General features: G+C 42.6%; 17 protein-coding genes. 4 read left to right on the top strand and 13 right to left on the bottom strand.

The window, feature by feature from the left end; translation table 11 throughout:
• Positions 1–56: 56 nt before the first annotated feature.
• A complete protein-coding gene (gene citZ / locus JNUCC1_RS14870; RefSeq protein ID WP_156646177.1) occupies positions 57–1,172 on the bottom strand; it encodes a citrate synthase in 1,116 nt (371 codons plus the stop codon).
• Positions 1,173–1,404: 232 nt separating this feature from the next.
• Here citZ and ytvI point away from each other — a divergent pair, with 232 nt between their 5' ends.
• A complete protein-coding gene (ytvI, locus tag JNUCC1_RS14865) occupies positions 1,405–2,529 on the top strand; it encodes a sporulation integral membrane protein YtvI (protein ID WP_197431761.1) in 1,125 nt (374 codons plus the stop codon).
• Here ytvI and JNUCC1_RS14860 read toward each other — a convergent pair.
• From JNUCC1_RS14860 to dnaE, 7 genes are all read right to left on the bottom strand, one after another.
• Positions 2,514–2,903 carry an FxsA family protein gene (locus tag JNUCC1_RS14860; protein WP_156646175.1) on the bottom strand — a complete coding sequence of 130 codons (390 nt, stop codon included), beginning with the start codon at positions 2,901–2,903 and terminating at the stop codon, positions 2,514–2,516. The genes ytvI and JNUCC1_RS14860 overlap by 16 nt on opposite strands.
• Before the next feature lie 67 nt (positions 2,904–2,970).
• Entirely contained in the window at positions 2,971–4,731 is a 1,761-nt protein-coding gene (pyk, locus tag JNUCC1_RS14855; RefSeq protein WP_331713893.1) for a pyruvate kinase, read from the bottom strand.
• A gap of 39 nt (positions 4,732–4,770) precedes the next feature.
• On the bottom strand, positions 4,771–5,730 hold the full coding sequence (gene pfkA, locus JNUCC1_RS14850; RefSeq protein ID WP_156646173.1) for a 6-phosphofructokinase: 960 nt from the start codon (positions 5,728–5,730) through the stop codon (positions 4,771–4,773).
• Positions 5,731–5,880: 150 nt separating this feature from the next.
• Positions 5,881–6,837 carry an acetyl-CoA carboxylase carboxyl transferase subunit alpha gene (accA, locus tag JNUCC1_RS14845; protein ID WP_156646172.1) on the bottom strand — a complete coding sequence of 319 codons (957 nt, stop codon included), beginning with the start codon at positions 6,835–6,837 and terminating at the stop codon, positions 5,881–5,883.
• Positions 6,821–7,693, bottom strand: a complete 873-nt coding sequence (accD, locus tag JNUCC1_RS14840; protein WP_156646171.1) for an acetyl-CoA carboxylase, carboxyltransferase subunit beta — start codon at positions 7,691–7,693, stop codon at positions 6,821–6,823. The genes accA and accD overlap by 17 nt, the downstream gene beginning before the upstream one ends.
• 53 nt (positions 7,694–7,746) lie before the next feature.
• Positions 7,747–8,991, bottom strand: coding sequence for an NAD(P)-dependent malic enzyme (locus JNUCC1_RS14835; protein WP_156646170.1), 1,245 nt, complete (start codon positions 8,989–8,991; stop codon positions 7,747–7,749).
• 136 nt (positions 8,992–9,127) lie between these two features.
• The gene (gene dnaE, locus JNUCC1_RS14830; protein WP_156646169.1) at positions 9,128–12,472 is read right to left on the bottom strand and encodes a DNA polymerase III subunit alpha; all 3,345 of its coding nucleotides are present in this window, start codon (positions 12,470–12,472) and stop codon (positions 9,128–9,130) included.
• A gap of 128 nt (positions 12,473–12,600) precedes the next feature.
• Between dnaE and JNUCC1_RS14825 the strand changes: the two genes are divergently transcribed.
• Both JNUCC1_RS14825 and ytrI read left to right on the top strand, forming a co-directional pair.
• The gene (locus tag JNUCC1_RS14825; RefSeq protein WP_156646168.1) at positions 12,601–12,933 is read left to right on the top strand and encodes a YtrH family sporulation protein; all 333 of its coding nucleotides are present in this window, start codon (positions 12,601–12,603) and stop codon (positions 12,931–12,933) included.
• Positions 12,933–13,436, top strand: a complete 504-nt coding sequence (gene ytrI, locus JNUCC1_RS14820; protein ID WP_156646167.1) for a sporulation membrane protein YtrI — start codon at positions 12,933–12,935, stop codon at positions 13,434–13,436. The genes JNUCC1_RS14825 and ytrI overlap by 1 nt, the downstream gene beginning before the upstream one ends.
• A gap of 359 nt (positions 13,437–13,795) precedes the next feature.
• Here ytrI and JNUCC1_RS14815 read toward each other — a convergent pair whose 3' ends face one another.
• Positions 13,796–14,743, bottom strand: coding sequence for a DHH family phosphoesterase (locus JNUCC1_RS14815; RefSeq protein WP_156646166.1), 948 nt, complete (start codon positions 14,741–14,743; stop codon positions 13,796–13,798).
• A 106-nt stretch (positions 14,744–14,849) separates the two neighbouring features.
• On the opposite strand from JNUCC1_RS14815, the gene JNUCC1_RS14810 reads away from it, so the two are divergent.
• A complete protein-coding gene (locus tag JNUCC1_RS14810) occupies positions 14,850–15,143 on the top strand; it encodes a YtpI family protein (protein WP_156646165.1) in 294 nt (97 codons plus the stop codon).
• A 44-nt stretch (positions 15,144–15,187) separates the two neighbouring features.
• Here JNUCC1_RS14810 and JNUCC1_RS14805 read toward each other — a convergent pair whose 3' ends face one another.
• The 4 genes from JNUCC1_RS14805 to JNUCC1_RS19335 all read right to left on the bottom strand — a co-directional run bounded on the left by JNUCC1_RS14805 (position 15,188) and on the right by JNUCC1_RS19335 (position 17,721).
• Entirely contained in the window at positions 15,188–16,501 is a 1,314-nt protein-coding gene (locus tag JNUCC1_RS14805) for a DRTGG domain-containing protein (protein WP_331713892.1), read from the bottom strand.
• A 69-nt stretch (positions 16,502–16,570) separates the two neighbouring features.
• A complete protein-coding gene (locus JNUCC1_RS14800; RefSeq protein ID WP_231784242.1) occupies positions 16,571–16,846 on the bottom strand; it encodes a hypothetical protein in 276 nt (91 codons plus the stop codon).
• 18 nt (positions 16,847–16,864) lie between these two features.
• Entirely contained in the window at positions 16,865–17,134 is a 270-nt protein-coding gene (locus JNUCC1_RS19340; protein WP_331713807.1) for an A24 family peptidase, read from the bottom strand.
• Entirely contained in the window at positions 17,131–17,721 is a 591-nt protein-coding gene (locus JNUCC1_RS19335; protein WP_331713806.1) for a prepilin peptidase, read from the bottom strand. The genes JNUCC1_RS19340 and JNUCC1_RS19335 overlap by 4 nt, the downstream gene beginning before the upstream one ends.
• Positions 17,722–17,969: the final 248 nt, after the last annotated feature.

Genomic DNA, 17,969 nt, shown 5'->3' with positions numbered 1-17,969 from the left:
AGTATGTAACAACAGCTGAATTCAGCTGTTGTCACAGTTGGTATACATTTATTGAATTACCTGTTTTCGATTGCCTGGAAGGTTTGTGTCTGTGGTCCCGTATACTCTGCACGAGGACGGATTAGACGGTTATCTGCATACTGTTCAAGAATATGCGCAAGCCAGCCGGAAATTCTGCTCATTGCAAAGATTGGCGTGAACAAATCATGTTCAATGCCAAGACTATGGTAGACCGAAGCAGAATAGAAATCCACGTTGGCAGGCAAACCTTTTTCTTCTTTTATATAGTCTTCAATTTTCACGGACATATTGTACCATTTGGACTGTCCGGTGATTTTAGTCAGTTGTTTGGACATTTCTCTAAGGTGTTTTGCACGAGGATCACCTGTTTTGTATACACGGTGGCCCATACCCATAATCTTCTCTTTATTGGCCAATTTCTCTTTGATATAAGGAATGGCGTTCTCTTCTTCCCCAATCTCAGTCAGCATAGCCATAACACGTTCATTTGCACCACCATGCAAAGGCCCTTTTAAAGCGCCGATTGCAGCGGTTACACCTGAATAGATATCTGAAAGTGTTGCGACACAAACACGTGCTGTAAATGTTGAAGCATTTAATTCGTGGTCTGCATGCAGAACCAATGCTTTATTCATTGCTTCAATTTCAATATCGTTCGCATCCTCCCCATTTAGCATATAAAGGAAGTTTGCGGCATAGCTTAAGTCCTTCTTTGGCTTAACTGGATCTTTTCCTTGGCGAATTCTTGCAAATGCGGTTACAACCGTCGCCATTTTAGCTTGCAAACGGATGGCTTTTCGCTTGTTTGCTTCCTCATCCATATCATCTGCTTCCTCATCATACAACCCTAGCAGAGAAACAACTGTACGAAGTGCTGCCATAGGATGGACAGATTTCAAATCATAGGAACGCAGATGTTCGATGACAGCGTCAGGAACATCCATTTCTTTAACAAGGCTGGTCTTGAACTCATCAAGTTGCTTCTGATTTGGCAGCTCTTGATTCCACAGCAAGTAAACAACTTCTTCAAATGATGCCTTCTCAGCAAGATCATCAATACGGTAACCTACGTACGTTAATTGATCGTCAATGATGGAGCTGATGGCGGATTGTGTTGCTACGATCCCTTCCAATCCTTTTGTAGTTGTCATGACAAACCCTCTCCTTTTCTTATAATTATGTATAAATTGTTTCAGGATGTTGCTTGTTGACAATAGTTGCGAGAATCATTGTCACCCCCAACGACATTATAATAGATTAAGGGGTAAAAGTGAATTGAAACAAATTCGTAACAGTTTTTACGAAGCCATTCCACATGTCTAATTTCCCTTTACCTGTCATATATAAACTAGTACAAGCTCTAACCGGTATGAGGTGATGGTGTTGGGAAAAAGAGAATTGAACATGCTTCTCAGGTTATTTTTGGTTTTATCAATCCTTTTGGCTGGCTATTTTTTGGTTAAGTGGACCTTACTGTACTTATATCCTTTCGTCATTGCGTGTTTCTTAGCTGCGATGTTGAACCCCCTCGTAACGTTTATCGAACAAAAAACCCCGGTGCCAAGAGGCGTCGCTGCTGCTGCAGTAATGTGTACGGCGTTACTTTTGACATTTGCGGGTCTCTTTTTTCTGGCGGGCGAATTATTTCAAGGCACGGCATATCTTGCCCGGAAGCTCCCGGAACATATGACAGCATTCGCTGGCTATCTTCAAGAATGGATAAAAACCTTTTTGGTTCAGATTTATGATAAAATTCTATCTTTGTTTAATGGATTAAATGTTACACAAAAAGAAGCTGTGCTGGAGCAGATTGATCATTTGCTCGTGCAAGCTTCTGGTGCAGGTTCTGCATTAATACAGAACTTACTAATGCATATTCCGTCTCTCTTATCCATATTTCCTTTATCGATGACTTTAGTTGTGCTCATTTTTTTGGCTACATTTTTTATGACGAATGACTGGCCGGCTTTTTCCCAATTATGGAAGGACTCTGCCCCAGGCAGGATAAAATCCTCCAGTTTACGACTTTGGCAAACTTTCATTGAAACATTGATTGGTTGGCTCAAAGCACAAGTCATTCTTGTGTTCTTTTCTACCTTGACGATCTACATCGGACTTTTGTTGCTGCAGGTCGAACACGCCTTAACAATTGCTGTTTTAATTGCACTGGTGGATTTAGTCCCACTGGTAGGCACAGGAATTGTGTTTATACCGTGGATCTTTTATTTATTCATGTCAGGACAATATACTATGACCATTGGTCTGTCTATATTGTATATGAGTATTGTCATAGGACGTCAATTTGCTGAGCCTAAAATTTTATCCAGTCATATCGGGGTAAATCCGCTGATTGCTTTAATAGGCCTATTCATCGGGTTCAGACTATTTGGTTTCTGGGGATTGTTTCTGACCCCATTTATGTTAATCATTTTCAGTACATTTGTTAAAACTGGTGTGTTTAGATCGGTGGGACAATTTATATTGGATGAAAACTACCATTTGCGATAGATGGTTACGCCTCCATCCAGCTTCTTTTGTACGTAGCGTTGAATCCATTTGTTAATGGGGTAACGCGTAATAGGCAGGACGAGAACAAATCCAACAACATCTGTTATAAAACCAGGTGTTAGTAAGAAAATGGCTCCTGCGAAAATACAGATCCCATCAACGATCTCTTTAGCAGGGGTCTGTCTGTTGTTCATCGATTGCCTTGCTCTATACCATGTTTCCGTACCTTGTTGTCTTGCTATCGTCAGACCCACGAAACCTGTTAATAATATCAAGCCAATAATCCACCAGGGTCCAACGATGCCGCCTGCCCAAATAAACACCCCAATTTCAAGAGCGGGTATAATTAACAGTGCCAGGATTATAAAACGCATGAGGTTCCCACCTTTTTAAAGACTAATCGGCGGTAAGCCCGCCGATCTATGATTTAATATATACAGTTTAAATAACGCTTGTATGGCCTTTATAAATATCGCCTTTTGTTCCGTCAATGGTGATGTCCATGCCTTCCTTAATGGTTTCAAATGCATCTTTGACACCTACAATAACAGGAATGCCCAAGCTTAATCCTACGACAGCTGCATGCGATGTTAAACCACCTTCAACCGTCACAATTCCAGCAGCTTTCTCGACAGCTGGCATCATATCCCGGTCAGTTCCGTACGTGATTAAGATGGCATCGTCAGTTGCTTTTTTCAAGGCTTCTTCAGCACTTTTGGCGATAACGGCTTTTCCGTAAGCGCTGCGACGGCCAATTCCTTGTCCTTTGGCAATAATATCCCCAACAACATGAACCTTCATCAAGTTTGTTGTGCCACTCTCCCCTACGGGCACACCGGCCGTGATGATAACTCTGCTGCCTCTTTGAAATAGATTGGTTGATAGTCCGCTATCAATAGCTTTATCAAGCATTTCATCTGTTGTTAGAACCTTTTCACCTATAATCGCATGCACGCCCCAGGCTAAAGAAAGTTGTCTTGCCACGCCATCACGAGAAGTAACTGCGACAATCGGCGCTTTAGGGCGGTATTTGGCAATCATGCGTGCTGTGTGCCCGCTTTCTGTTGGTGTGATCAAAGCACTTACAGAAAGATCTTGGGCATTACGTGTCACAGACTGGCTAATTGCATCTGTAATCGTCATGTCAGCAGCATGCGCCCGTTTTTCAAGGATTAATTTATGATCAAGTGCTGACTCTGCTTTGATCGCAATATTGCTCATCGTTGAGACTGCTTCAACTGGATAGTGTCCAGCTGCAGTTTCGCCGGAAAGCATAATCGCATCTGTCCCATCAAAAATTGCATTGGCCACATCTGAAGCCTCAGCTCGCGTTGGTCTTGGATTGCGCTGCATAGAATCAAGCATTTGAGTTGCTGTTATAACTGGCTTGCCAACATTATTGCATTCTTCTATCATAAATTTCTGTGCAAGCGGCACATCTTCTGCAGGAATTTCAACACCAAGATCACCGCGGGCAACCATTAAGCCATCACTTACCTCGAGGATTTCTCCGATATTATCCATGCCTTCTTGGTTTTCAATCTTAGGGATAATATGAATGTGAGTCGCATCATGTTTTTCAAGCAGCTCTTTAATCTCAAGGATGTCAGAACGGCGACGTACAAATGAAGCTGCAATAAAGTCAATATTATGCCGGATGCCAAATTCAATGTCAGCCCGATCTTTATCAGTGATCCCCGGAAGCTGAACCTGCACATTGGGTACATTGACACCTTTTTTGTTCTTAATGAGGCCTGAATTAAGTGCTTTTGTTTTTATTTCCTGATTCTCATAATCAACCTCAAGTACTTCCAGTTCAATTAGCCCGTCATCCAGCAATATTTTTGCTCCAGGCACCACATCATCAATAAGTCCTTGATAAGTAATGGAGAAACGCTCCCGGGTACCCTCCACTTCTTTCATAGAAATATAAACAACTTGGTCTTCTTCTATTTCAGCCTCTCCATCTTTAAAAGAGCCTGTACGGATTTCTGGGCCCTTTGTGTCCAACAAAATGGCTACAGTTTGACCTGTGTTTTTCGCTGCTGTTCTAATGTTATGAATCCGATTTTCATGCTCAGCAAAATCTCCATGTGAAAAGTTTAAGCGAGCAACATTCATGCCGGCACGAATCATTTTTTCAAGTGTTTCTACAGACTCTGATGCGGGTCCTATGGTGCATACAATTTTTGTTTTTCGGATTGTCATGGTGCCATGCCTCCTATTATTTTTGAAATGTTTTTATATTGACAGCTCATTAGCAAGCTTGTACATATCTTGATTTATGTCATGTTTCTGACCCACGATTTCCATGATATCATGCTCTACCAATTGATTTTTTTGGATACCTACCATTTTTCCTGAGTGGCCAATTCGAAGCAGGTCTACTGCTTTTGAGCCCAGCCTGCTCGCCAGTACCCGATCTGATGCCGTTGGAGAGCCGCCCCGCTGGATATGTCCTAGTACGGTTACACGCGTTTCCAGATTTGTAGCTTCCTGAATGCGATTGCCATAGTCAATACCGCTTCCTACACCCTCTGCAAGAATAATAATGCTGTGTTTCTTGCCTCGAGCATGTCCGCGCTTCAGCCGATCAATGACCATATCGAATTCATCAGGAGCCTCGGGTATCAAAATACTTTCAGCACCATCAGCCAAACCTGCCCATAGAGCAAGGTCACCGGCATTCCTCCCCATTACTTCAATCACGTATGTGCGTTCATGGGAAGTTGCAGTGTCCCTTATTTTATCAATGGCTTCTATAATCGTATTAAGAGCGGTGTCAAAGCCTATGGTGAAATCGGTACCGGCAATATCATTATCAATCGTACCTGGCACCCCTATGCATGGATACCCTTTCTCAGTTAGCTTTTGCGCACCGCGGAAACTGCCGTCACCACCAATAACGACCAAACCTTCAATTCCAAATTTCTCCAGCTGTTTCAGGGCCTTCTCCTGACCTTCATCGGTTTTAAACGCCTCGCACCTTGCAGAGTAAAGTTTGGTTCCGCCACGCTGTATAATATCTCCTACAGACCCAATCTCCAATTTTTCGATATGGCCATCAATGAGGCCCTGAAAACCATATTTAATACCGTATACATCCATAGAATGAAAAATTGCCTTGCGCACGACCGCACGGATAGCGGCATTCATGCCTGGCGCATCTCCGCCGCTTGTTAAAACACCAATTTTTTTCATTTGTCACCACTCCAATTTTCACATGATGTAAATTGCATGTGTGAACATCCAAACAATCAATATCCTAAGAAATTCAGCACACCTTCCATGTGGTGTTTAAGGTAAAAATAGGAGGCTGACCTATGTCAACCTCAATCTGATTTCATCTTATCAAATTTCTTTGTAATCACCAATATTTTTATACTTGTTCCACCGGTTTTCAAGCAATTGATCAGAATTAATGTTCACAAGTTTTTCAATTGATGCATCCAGCACACAATCAATAAAGGCGGCCTGTTGCTTCAGATCGCGATGTGCGCCCCCTTTTGGTTCGGGAATGATTGAATCAATGACGCCTAGTTTTTCCAAATCCTGGGCAGTTATTTGCATACTTTCTGCAGCTTTTTTCGCCAAACTGGAATCTTTCCAAAGCAAAGCAGCTGCGCCTTCAGGTGAAATAACGGAGTAGGTGGAATTCTCCAGCATATGTATTTCATCCCCCACACCGAGTGCCAAGGCGCCCCCGCTTCCACCTTCGCCTATAACAATGCAGATGGTGGGAACTTCGAGACCAGCCATATCCATTAAGTTACGGGCGATGGCTTCGCTTTGCCCTCTCTCTTCAGACGACTTCCCGGGATCGGCACCTTTTGTATCAATAAAACAGATGATTGGGCGATTGAATTTTTCAGCTTGTTTCATATGTCTTAGTGCCTTCCGGTATCCCTCTGGGTGAGGCATACCAAAATTGCGTCTGATATTTTCTTTCGTATTGCGCCCTCTTTGATGACCAATAACAGTTACGGGGCGTTCATTGTAATAAGCAATTCCTGAAACAATGGCTTCATCATCCCCAAAACGTCTATCTCCATGGAATTCAAGAAAATTAGTAAACAGTTGGTCAATGTAATCCAATGTTGTCGGCCGTTCTTGATGGCGTGCCATTTGAACCCTGTCCCATGGCTGTAAATTGCCATATATTTCATCTTCCAGGACAGTCAGACGTTCTTCAAGCGTTTTGATTTCTTCGGTTAAATCAATGTCGCTATTTTCAGTGAAATTTCTCAACTCTGCTATCTTTTCTTTTAAATTAACAATCGGTTTTTCAAAATCAAGCACTTGTTTCAAGACGGTCCGCCCCTTTGTAGTGCATAGCAATAATAGTGGTCAGGGTCTGGCGCATCTCATGTCTATGGATGACTTTATCTAATTGTCCATGCTTCAATAAAAATTCTGCAGTCTGAAAGTCGTCAGGAAGTTTCTCCCGTGTTGTTTGTTCAATAATACGCCGACCTGCAAAACCAATTAAAGCACCTGGTTCAGCAAAGTTATAATCACCCAGCGAGGCGAAACTTGCAGACACCCCTCCTGTAGTGGGGTGGGTCATGACCGAAATGGTAAGCCCGCCTGACCTTGAAAAGCGTTCAAGTGCAACAGATGTTTTGGACATTTGCATTAGGCTCAGGACACCTTCCTGCATACGGGCTCCTCCCGATGCAGTAAAGATGACGAATGGAATAGAAGCTTCACGCGCTCTTTCTATTGCCCGGGCAATTTTTTCTCCAATGACCGAACCCATACTGCCCATGCGAAAACCAGCATCCATTACAGCTAAAGCCGTTTCTTGATTGCCTATGACTCCTTTTCCTGTCAACACCCCTTCATTCAGGCCCGTTTTTTGGCGGTCTTTCTCCAGTTTCTCCAGATAACCAGGGAAACCAAGTGGGTTAGCTGAAGCAAGTTCATGATCCCATTCTTCAAATGAGCCCTCTTCTACGAGACTGCTGACTCGGTCCCAGGCTCCCATTTGATGATGAAAGTCGCATGAAGGACATACATTTAAATGTTTGTTGAGCTCTTTACGGTAATAAATATTATGGCAATTGCTGCACTTTTTCATGAGGCCTTCCGGAATGTTTTTTTTCACTTGTTCGCTTGGAATCGATGCATACTTGCGTTTCTTCCCAAATATGTCTTTGAGCAAGGCAATCCCTCCTTTTCATTGCATTCATTTGATCTACCATGCATATTGGATGCTTATTTATTAGAATGAGGTGCGTCTGTTAATTGGCGCGTCTTTTCGGCAACGTCATCGGGGGACACTTCAACACGTGCCACACCAGATTCCATTGCAGCCTGAGCAACGCTTGCTGCGACAAGAGGTGCTACCCTTGAATCAAATGGGTTTGGTATCACATAATCAGCATTCAATTCTTCGTCCTCAATTAATGAAGCAATCGCTTCAGCTGCAGCTATTTTCATTTTTTCATTTATCCGGGTAGCTCTGACGTCCAATGCCCCTCGGAATATCCCCGGAAAAGCCAGCACATTATTGACCTGGTTGGGATAATCAGAACGTCCAGTGCCTATGACCTGTGCACCAGCTTCTTTGGCATCCTCAGGCATAATTTCAGGATCAGGGTTGGCCATAGCAAATATGATTGGGTCATCGTTCATTTTTTTGATCATCTCTTTAGAGAGAATACCTCCGACTGATACGCCGATAAAGACATCTGCCCCTTCCAGAATGTCTTCCAGTGCACCTTCCTTTTTATCTTTGTTAGTCATTTCAGCAACGCGTTCTTTAACTTCATTCATTCCGTACGGTCGTCCTTCGAATATGGCTCCTTTAGAATCACACATGACGATTTCGCGAACACCGAAATGGTGCAGCAGCTTAATAATTGCAATCCCAGCTGCTCCCGCACCGTTAGCAACAACTTTGATATCTGAAAAAGATTTGCCGGCAAGTTTTAATGCATTGATTAACCCGGCAACCGTTACAATGGCTGTTCCATGCTGATCATCGTGAAAAATCGGGATGTTGGTTTCTTTCTTTAAGCGTTCCTCGATGATAAAGCAATTTGGGGCAGCAATATCCTCCAGGTTGACACCACCAAACGTCGGCTCCATGAGTTTGACAGTATTGACAATGTCATCTACGTTATGTGAATCCAAGCAAATTGGAAAAGAATCCACACCGGCAAAACTCTTAAACAATACAGATTTCCCTTCCATTACGGGAAGTGCGGCTTCAGGACCGATATTTCCAAGCCCTAAAACGGCTGAGCCATCGCTGACAACAGCTACCATATTGCCTTTCATCGTATAATCATAGACATACTCTTTACGATCATAAATTTCTTTGCACGGTTCTGCTACCCCTGGAGAATAGGCCAGACTCAGGTCTTTGGCGTTTCGAACCGGCACTTTGGATTGTATGCTTAGTTTCCCTTTATGTACTCTGTGCAAATGCAATGTTTCGTCTCTTAAGTTTGCCATATTTCCCACCACTCCTTGTGTTGAGTATCTCTTTTTTAAACATTATACACGCATACCCTCTGTTAACTTCTCTATTATATCAAATGCATATACCATGTAAAGCAGATGCATGATTCGACATAACTGACTCCCTTTTTCACTTTAAAACGACATTTTCCTCCCCGAAATGTTTCTTTAATGCCTGAAGACTGTTACGGTCTGCACTCACAAAATAATTCCGGGATAATTTATATGTCTTATTTTGTGGTTCGTGGTAGGCAATGATGGGCGTCGAGCCCGGATGTGCGTTAGCAATCTCACGCATATAAGCAAGTGCAGAAGCTGTTTTGTTTTCTTTTATCTTAATAAATATAATCGATTTTCTTTTCAAAGTTTCTTTTTGAAAAGGACTAAGACTATTAATGATCAGTTGCCGCTTCTGGTTTCGGGAATCCGTTTTTGCTGTAAACATGATAATCATTTCTTCATGAAGTGAGCGGCTGATCTCTCTGTAAAGATCAGGAAAGACAACAGCCTCCATTTCCCCTGTTTCATCACTTAGCGTTAAAAATGCCATTGGATCCCCGCGTTTTGTGCGAATTGTTGTTATGGATTCAATGATGGCTGCCCCTTTTACTTTTTGGTTATCAGCGGATTTAGAGATTTGCATCATGTCAAGATAGTTATTATCCACCAGAATAGCTCTGTCCCCTTTTAAAGGATGGCTGGATAGATAAAACCCGAGCAGTTCTTTTTCATATGCCAGTTTTTTGACTTGGCTGAAATCCTCTATATCTGTATAGGATGATTCGAAGCCAAACTTATCATGGAATAGTCCTGATTGATCCTGAAATTCCTTGAACAATTCTCCTTGTTCGATGGCTTGATCAATTGATGCAAGCATACTGGCTCTGTTCGTATTCAATTCATCAAATGCACCTGCAAGTATGAGTGCCTCGAGCGTCTTTCGGGTAGCCGTTTTTCCTGGCATACGAAGGCAGAAATCAAACAGGTCTTTAAAAGGACCGGTAGTCTTCCGAGCTTCAAGAATATCACCAATCACCTGATGTCCTATCCCTTTGATCATCATCATTCCAAGCCGAATGCCTTCGTGTTCAACTGAAAAGCGTCCGAAACTCATATTAATGGAAGGTGGATAAATCGGTATGTTCAGTTGCCTAGCTTCATTAATATACATATGAATCCGTGCTTCCTGATTCACTGCAGAACTCAGCAATTCCGCAAAAAATGACAAGGGATAATGTGCTTTTAAATATGCAAGCTGATAAGAAATTAAACTATAAGCAACAGCATGGCTTCGGTTAAATCCATAATTGGAAAATTTAACAATCCAATCAAACATTTCTTCTGATGCTTCAGGCGTATAACCATTTGCTATACTGCCCTCTATAAATTTGTTTCGTTGCTCGTCCATCAGTTCATGCTTCTTTTTGCTCACTGCTCGGCGCAGAACGTCCGCTTCTCCCAGAGTAAACCCTGCCATTTTATGGGCGATGAGCATAATTTGTTCTTGATAGACCAATACGCCGTATGTATTACCTAGTATAGATTCGAGATCAGGATGCGGGTAGCGCGGCTGTTCTGCACCGTGTTTGCGTCGGATATAAGTTGGGATTTGTTCCATCGGACCCGGCCGATATAACGCATTTACCGCAACAATGTCTTCAAAACGTGTTGGCTTTAATTGTTTAAGGACGTTCTGCATTCCTTGTGACTCAAGTTGAAAAACCCCATTTGTTCTACCTGATTGAAGCAGCCGATACGTTCGGGGATCATCGTCAGGCAAATGTTGCAGTTGAATCTCTTGCCCAGTCCTATACACGACCGTTTCGACGATGCGTTCCATTAAAGTCAGATTTCGCAGACCCAGGAAATCCATTTTCAATAGACCCAACGCTTCAAGGTCGTTCATCGCATATTGGGTGAGCTGTATCTGTTCCCCTCCCGGAATGAGCGGTACATGGGTGACAAGTGGTTTTTCACTGATTACAACACCTGCCGCATGGGTGGATATATGTCTGGGCAGACCCTCAAGCACCCTGGCGATACCAAACATCGTTTTAAGTTGGGGGGATGTTTGAATGTAAGACATCAGTTCTTCAGACGCCTTAACGTGTTCCACAATCGACTTCGAAGCCTGATGTGGAATGTGTTTCATGATAAAATGCGCATCCTGCTGGTCAATGCCTATCGTCTTAATCAATTCCCTCAGAAGAGACCGCGGGGCAAATGTCCCGAATGTGATGATCTGGGCAACATGTTCTGTGCCATATTTCTCTCTCACATAGTCAATTACCTCGTCACGTCTCGTGTCAGAAAAGTCTATGTCGATATCTGGCATGGAGACTCGCTCCGGATTTAAAAACCGTTCAAATAAAAGGTTATATCGCACAGGATCCACATCTGTTATGCCAAGTACATAAGCGACAAGTGATCCTGCTGCAGACCCCCGCCCCGGACCAACCATAATCCCTTTTCTTTTAGCATAATCGATGAAGTCATGGACAATCAGGAAATAGTCACTAAAACCCATTTTCTGTATGATTGTCAGTTCATGAGCCAACCGGTTACGGACGTTGTCAGTAATCTCATCATAGCGTCCCGGCAAAAGGGTCTCACAAAGATTCTCTAAATATGTAGCGGCAGGCTTATTTTCAGGGACTGGAAAAGCTGGCATACGAAACTGATCGAAAGAAAATGCAACTTCACATTTGGCTGTAATCTCAGCAGTCACTTCGATTGCTTCAGGCCAGTGATCAAATAATGTTGACATTTCAGCAGAAGATCTCAGATGACGTTGTTTAATCGAAGTGTGGTCCCTACTCGCCTCCCAGCGTTTCCCCTCTCTTATAGCCGACAAACAGTCATAAGCGACGACGTCTTTTTCTCTTATATACCGCACGTCATTAATAGCAACCGCCTTGATACCTGAAGAAGCGGTATAGGCTTTAAGAGGCGAATGTAGTTTCCGCTCATAGTCTGTCCCGTGATCCTCCACTCCTACATAAAAATCACCCTCAGGAAGCATACGCTGCCATGTTTCTATATACGTGTCCAATTCTGCAAAATCAGTGTGTAACAACAGCTCTTTCATAGCAGAATGGCTGGCTGGGAGCACTAAGACTAAATCCTTTGTAAATGAAGACAGGTTCTCTTTTGTTATAACCTGGTCTCGTTGTTTTTGTATATATGTACTGAGTTGAACAAGGGACTGGTACCCTTCGTTATTCTTAGCCAACAAAATACATGTCGCATACTCATCGTTCTCATCTTCAACTTGTACAGTCATGCCAAGCACGGGTTTGATGCCGCGGGAAACGCAAGCTTGATAGAATGAGACAGCACCATGGAGAACGTGTTCATCTGTCAAAGCTAAGCTGGAAAATCCCTGTTGTTCGGCAGCCTTCACAAGTCGTTCAACAGTCATTGTGCTTTTCAGCATACTATAGCCGCTCATCGTTTGCAGGTGTGTAAACCCCATAATGATCCCCACCTTTTTATCTTAATCTATATTATAACGAAACAAGAACACTCTTGCACGCCTTGCTCATATCTTGTCCTCTGGCGTCATATTATTTAGTGATAACCACTTAACAGGAGGCAGCTGCCATGGAAGAACGTTTTTTTACCACTTTTATCCATTGTTATTTCATAGCTTTTGGTGTTGTTATTGGCGGCACAATTATTGGCAGCATGGGTTCCTTTGCAACTGGAGATGCGCCACTATCAGCTATGGGGCGCATCGCTAAAAGCTTGCGGATTTGGGCAATTGTCGCAGCGATCGGAGGTACTTTCGATACAATTGAGAAATTCGAAAAAGGTTTTTTGGACGGTTCCACATTCGATCTTTTAAAACAAGCGTTGTTTATCCTGTCCGCAATGGGCGGGGTTAAGACTGCCATAGTCATTATTGAATCTCTGATACAGGAGGACTTATCCTAATGTATGTCCCCCCGCAACTGAAAAAAATCCACTGGCAGCACGCCTTTATCGGTGTTGTATTTGGTGGCATTATCGCATACGGAATTGTTATGTTCATGTATGGAACAATGTATGAGGATCTGATGGAAGAGAACTTGCGCCTGAAAGCACAGATTACGGATCTTAATGCAAAGAACAAATCTTTGAAACAAGATCAAGAAGATAAGGAAGAAGAGAACAAGCAACATCTCGAAGTACAAACCATCTCTGTGAAATTTTCCAACAGTCAACAGCTTCGGCTTGACCGACTGACAACCTATCAACTGGAAGAATTGGTTAAAGCAGAAATTGATCATCTCATTGGCCATAACCTGGAAACCGTGGGGGAAAATGCCAATCTTGTCGTATCAACCATTGAAAATAAAACTTATCATGTTGATGATGTCGACTATTTTTTTGAAGTGGATCGGATCATTTTATCTCAAAAGTTATCTCTCCTGCTTAAAATCAAAATGCATCAATGAAATTTATGGCAATTTCTTAAAAAACACCAAAAAGAGTATCTAACGCCTATAAGATTTCATACAATGACATATACTTTAATTTACATTCTCTTTTAACGCAATCTCACCATGTGCCAGCTGTTTAATCTTTCCATCACGAATCGAGCGTTCATTTATAATCAATGCTCAACACCCCAATCAATGCAGAATCGCAAGAATTGATCCGCCTCATCAAAAGAGGAATTGCCAAACACCAATTACATGTCTGTTACGACTATACACCATCAGGCTGTTGGTTTATACCCCTTCAGGAAGATCAATCCACTCATTAATCATCAGCGCTGATGTCAACTTAGAACAATTGACATCAGCGCCTTTTATTATGGTTTAAATTTGCGACAGGCTGCGTCTAGATCAGCAATTACCGCTTCTGTTTCGTCCCAGGTATTTACAGAGGCTCCCGCCGCAAGAGGGTGGCCCCCGCCATTATATTTAGCAGCAATTTCATTAACAACAGGGCCCTTTGAACGGAGCCGAACACGTATTAGATCGTCTTCTTCGATGAAAAAGACCCATGCCTTGATCCCTTCAATATCTCCCAGTACACCGACAAATTGACCCGTATCTACAGGATCGACACCAAACTTTTCAAGTGTTTGTCTTGTTAACTTAATCGAACTCATGCCTGAGGGTCGCACTTGATACTGCTGTAAAATATACCCGCGCAATCTCGAAATGTGTTCATTCATGCGGTACAGCTCATCATATAAACCTGTTCGATCAAAATCCCAACTGACAAGCTCGGCAGCATAACGAAATGTTTTGGTAGTCGTACTCGGAAACAAAAAGCGGCCTGTATCTCCAACGATCCCCGCATATATAAGCCGGGCAGCCTCTTTTGTAAAACGGAGACCTTCTTTTTCCCCTGTCAAATAAAGTTCATAAATCATCTCTGAGGTTGAACTTGCAGAAGGATCAACCCAGGCGATATCCCCGTATTCATCTACGTTGGGATGGTGGTCAATCTTAATAAGCTTATCGCCACTTTCGTATCGATCGTCAGATATTCGCGCGGTGTTTGCGGTATCACAAACGATCACAAGTGCTCCCTTGTATAATGAATCTTTAACATTGTCCATCTCAGATAAAAATGTTAATGAGTCAGTATCTTCGCCAGTAAGATAAACATGCTTTTCTGGAAATGAGGCTTTAATAACTTCTCGAAGCGCAGCCTGAGAACCAATGGCGTCAGGATCTGGACGCACATGGCGATGAATAATAATTGTATGATACGTTTTAATTTCTTGAATTATCGATGTGATTGGCATCTGCGGAACTCCTTATGATAGACTGTTGAACGTTTTTTCTTTCCTTCGTGCGCAAAACAAGGTAGACTTGTTAATGCGTATATATTCAGCACAGGAGAAGATGTTTATGATTATATTTCCCATTGTTATTATACTTTCCGCCGTACTATATGTATATTACAAGGTTGCGATTCTAAGGTCAAAGGATCGTCTGACACAAGCTTACTTTAACGCGAAATCCCGTATCTGTCTTGGTGTTTTTGTGGCTTTCTTCGGCATTAACTCTTATTTGCTGTTTCAAGACAGAGTCACTTTATTTGTTGCCATTGTGTTTCTTATATTGGGCATGATGCAATTATTAAGAGGATTCAAGGAATCAAAACATTATCGAAATGAATGGAAGAAACTCAATCATGGATAAGCTGCCTGCTCAGGGCAGCTTATTTTTTGCTTAAACTTGCTGAACTACCTTGAAATAACTTGCCCCATCAACATGCCTTTTCCAACCAGTTGGTCAAGGTGATACATTTCCACGTCCATCTTGGCATACATGCGCCCTATTTCCATAATGGAAGGTTTAATAACCAAATGACTGTCAATGGCCACCGGTTTAATAAAGTAAACTGACATATTCTCAATCGCTATATCCGCATCTTGTGTATGCTCAAGCAAATTCCGGCATGCCTGATTCATCATCGAAGTAAAAACCCCATAAGCAAGTGTGCCAAGATGATTGGTCATTTGCGGAATGACTGTCGAATGGAAAACCAGATCTCCTTGCTCATTCTGCCCCATTTCCATTTGAGCAGCTACAATATCTTCTATTTTTTCACCGACCTGTGGCTGACGCTGGATCTGCTGCAATGCCTTCAAAACATCTTGCCGTGATACAACACCTTTTAAGATGTGGCCTTTATCTACGACAGGTACAATTTCGATCCCTTCCCAGACCATTATATGAGCTGCATAGGCAAGGGAAGTGTCAGGATGGATCATAATCGGATTTTTGCTCATGATTTTATCGAGTTTTGTTTCGTTGTCCCGGCCGATAATGTCTTTGGATGTCACCATTCCCTTTACACGACCACTTTTATCAACAACTGGATAACGGGTATGATGCGTTGTCTCATTCAGCTTGTACCAATCTGATACGCTATGATCTATTTGCAGTGAATAAGCATTATCCGCAGGGGTGTATATATCCCGAACTAAGACAATTTCTTTTTTGATCAGCTGGTCGTATATGGCCCTGTTAATCATCGCTGCAACCGTAAAAGTATCATAGCTGGTGGACATGACGGGGAGCGATTTTTCATCTGCCAATTGTTTAATATAAGGGCTTGTGTCGAAGCCGCCGGTGATTAACACTGCGGCGCCTTCTTCCAAAGCCAGCTCCTGAGCTTCACTCCGATCTCCGACAATCAGAAGCGAATCTGCTTGAATATACCTTTCAATAGCCTTTACTTGCATGGCGCCAATCAAGAATTTATTTAAGGTTTTATGAAGACCAGTGGCACCGCCCAGCACTTGTCCATCCACAATATTAATAACTTCCGCAAATGTGAGGTGCTCGATGTTCTCTTTTTTCTTCTGTTCTATCCGGATGGTCCCCACACGCTCAATCGTACTGACCATACCTTGGTTTTCAGCTTCTTTAATTGCCCGATAGGCGGTTCCTTCACTGACACTTAGTTGCCTGGCTATAAGGCGCACCGAGATCTTATGGCCGATAGATAGATTATTGATGTACTCCAATATCTGCTCGTGCTTTGTCATTATCTTTCACCGACCTTCAACTGTTTTACTCTGTTTCACTTATTTCATTATAACAGTTTGTCGGTTGTACGCTCAATCATTAAGCATCCGGCGCTCAGGCTCACTGCGCTGTTCTATAATGGGTGGCCGTGTCATGCCTAGCAGTGTAGCTAAATTGGCTCCCGCCACCAAAAAGAAAAAAGCAAGCCAGCTTAACCAGAACATTTTTTCAAGATGTGTAACTGCCTCAGGTATAACGGGCCAAGCAAAGTATAGAAACAAAGCTGCCAACATCAGTTTTAAAATTGAATAATGGCGCATAAACCATTCCCCCTTTGCTACAGCATATGTTGATTGATACCTCTTCATGTCTTTAAACAAGGGTACTTAAAATAACAAGTCGATATACCAATCGGCCAAAAAATCACCATAAAAGTATGTAATCAGTGCTCCAAGTACAATATACGGTCCAAATGGCACATGCTGCTGACGTTTAATGACTTCTGTCATTAGTAAAATAACCCCGATAATTGCGCCAACCACTGTTGATAGCAAAAATGCCAGGAGCATCTTTTTAAACCCGAGCACAATACCCAGAATGCCAAATAATTTCATATCCCCTGCACCCATACCACCTTTACTAATGAGGATGATCAATGCGAGTAGAAGGACACCACCAATCCCCCAGCAATCGGAGACCACCATGGATCTAGCGGAACCGCTATGCGCATTATGATCATCAGAGGAAAAAAGAACAACAGGACCTTGTTAGGAATGATCATATAAATCAGATCACTCACAAGTATAATCATAAGCATAGAAACCAACAGCAAGGCTGTGATCAATTCAAACTGCAGACCAATCATATACGCACTATAAGCAAATAAAAAGCCAGTGGCGAGTTCAACAACCGGATAAAGTAATGAGATTTTCGTTTTGCAATGACGACATTTACCGCGCTGGAATATATAAGATACCACAGGAATAAGCTCTTTCCCTCCCAGGGTATTATTGCAATTCGGACACGCAGAACGCCCATTCACAAAAGATCGGCCCTCAGGCACTCTCAAACCAACCACATTAAAAAAAGATCCAAAAATAAGCCCTAAAACAAAAAACAGACCACTCAATACAAGACCCACAAAAACCCTCCCCATCATCAACATTTTCCATAAAAATAACATTACCGAACAATAGACACAAACTGCGAACCAAAGAAAACTTGAAATGACTGCTTCTGGCAACCGCTCGGGGAAAACACTCCGCGTCCAGTGGGCGCTGCTGAGCCTCCTCGGTCTATCGACCTCCGGGGTCTCACCGAGGCTTCTCCTCCCACAGGAGTCTCCGTGTTTTCCCCGAGCTGGGTGAGAAGTGTTCACCTTTCTTCCCGCTTTCGTGGGCAGAACAGATGAAAGTTTGAATTGCGTATAGATATTGATAATAGCCTGTAAACTGAAATCATTCATACTTGGTTTCAGGCAGAACCGTCCAA

The sequence above is a fragment of the Lentibacillus sp. JNUCC-1 genome (assembly GCF_009741735.1).
Classification (GTDB): domain Bacteria; phylum Bacillota; class Bacilli; order Bacillales; family Amphibacillaceae; genus Lentibacillus_B.
Note: the sequence above shows the minus strand (reverse complement) of the source record. Positions and strands in the feature narration are given on the sequence as shown.

Excerpts from the sequence above, each read along its gene's own strand:
- citZ (WP_156646177.1), bottom strand. The coding sequence starts at position 1,172 with ATGACAACTACAAAAGGATTGGAAGGGATCGTAGCAACACAATCCGCC.
- JNUCC1_RS14860 (WP_156646175.1), bottom strand. The coding sequence starts at position 2,903 with ATGCGTTTTATAATCCTGGCACTGTTAATTATACCCGCTCTTGAAATT.
- pfkA (WP_156646173.1), bottom strand. The coding sequence starts at position 5,730 with ATGAAAAAAATTGGTGTTTTAACAAGCGGCGGAGATGCGCCAGGCATG.
- JNUCC1_RS14835 (WP_156646170.1), bottom strand. The coding sequence starts at position 8,991 with ATGGCAAACTTAAGAGACGAAACATTGCATTTGCACAGAGTACATAAA.
- dnaE (WP_156646169.1), bottom strand. The coding sequence starts at position 12,472 with ATGGGGTTTACACACCTGCAAACGATGAGCGGCTATAGTATGCTGAAA.
- JNUCC1_RS14825 (WP_156646168.1), top strand. The coding sequence starts at position 12,601 with ATGGAAGAACGTTTTTTTACCACTTTTATCCATTGTTATTTCATAGCT.
- ytrI (WP_156646167.1), top strand. The coding sequence starts at position 12,933 with ATGTATGTCCCCCCGCAACTGAAAAAAATCCACTGGCAGCACGCCTTT.
- JNUCC1_RS14815 (WP_156646166.1), bottom strand. The coding sequence starts at position 14,743 with ATGCCAATCACATCGATAATTCAAGAAATTAAAACGTATCATACAATT.
- JNUCC1_RS14810 (WP_156646165.1), top strand. The coding sequence starts at position 14,850 with ATGATTATATTTCCCATTGTTATTATACTTTCCGCCGTACTATATGTA.
- JNUCC1_RS14800 (WP_231784242.1), bottom strand. The coding sequence starts at position 16,846 with ATGAAGAGGTATCAATCAACATATGCTGTAGCAAAGGGGGAATGGTTT.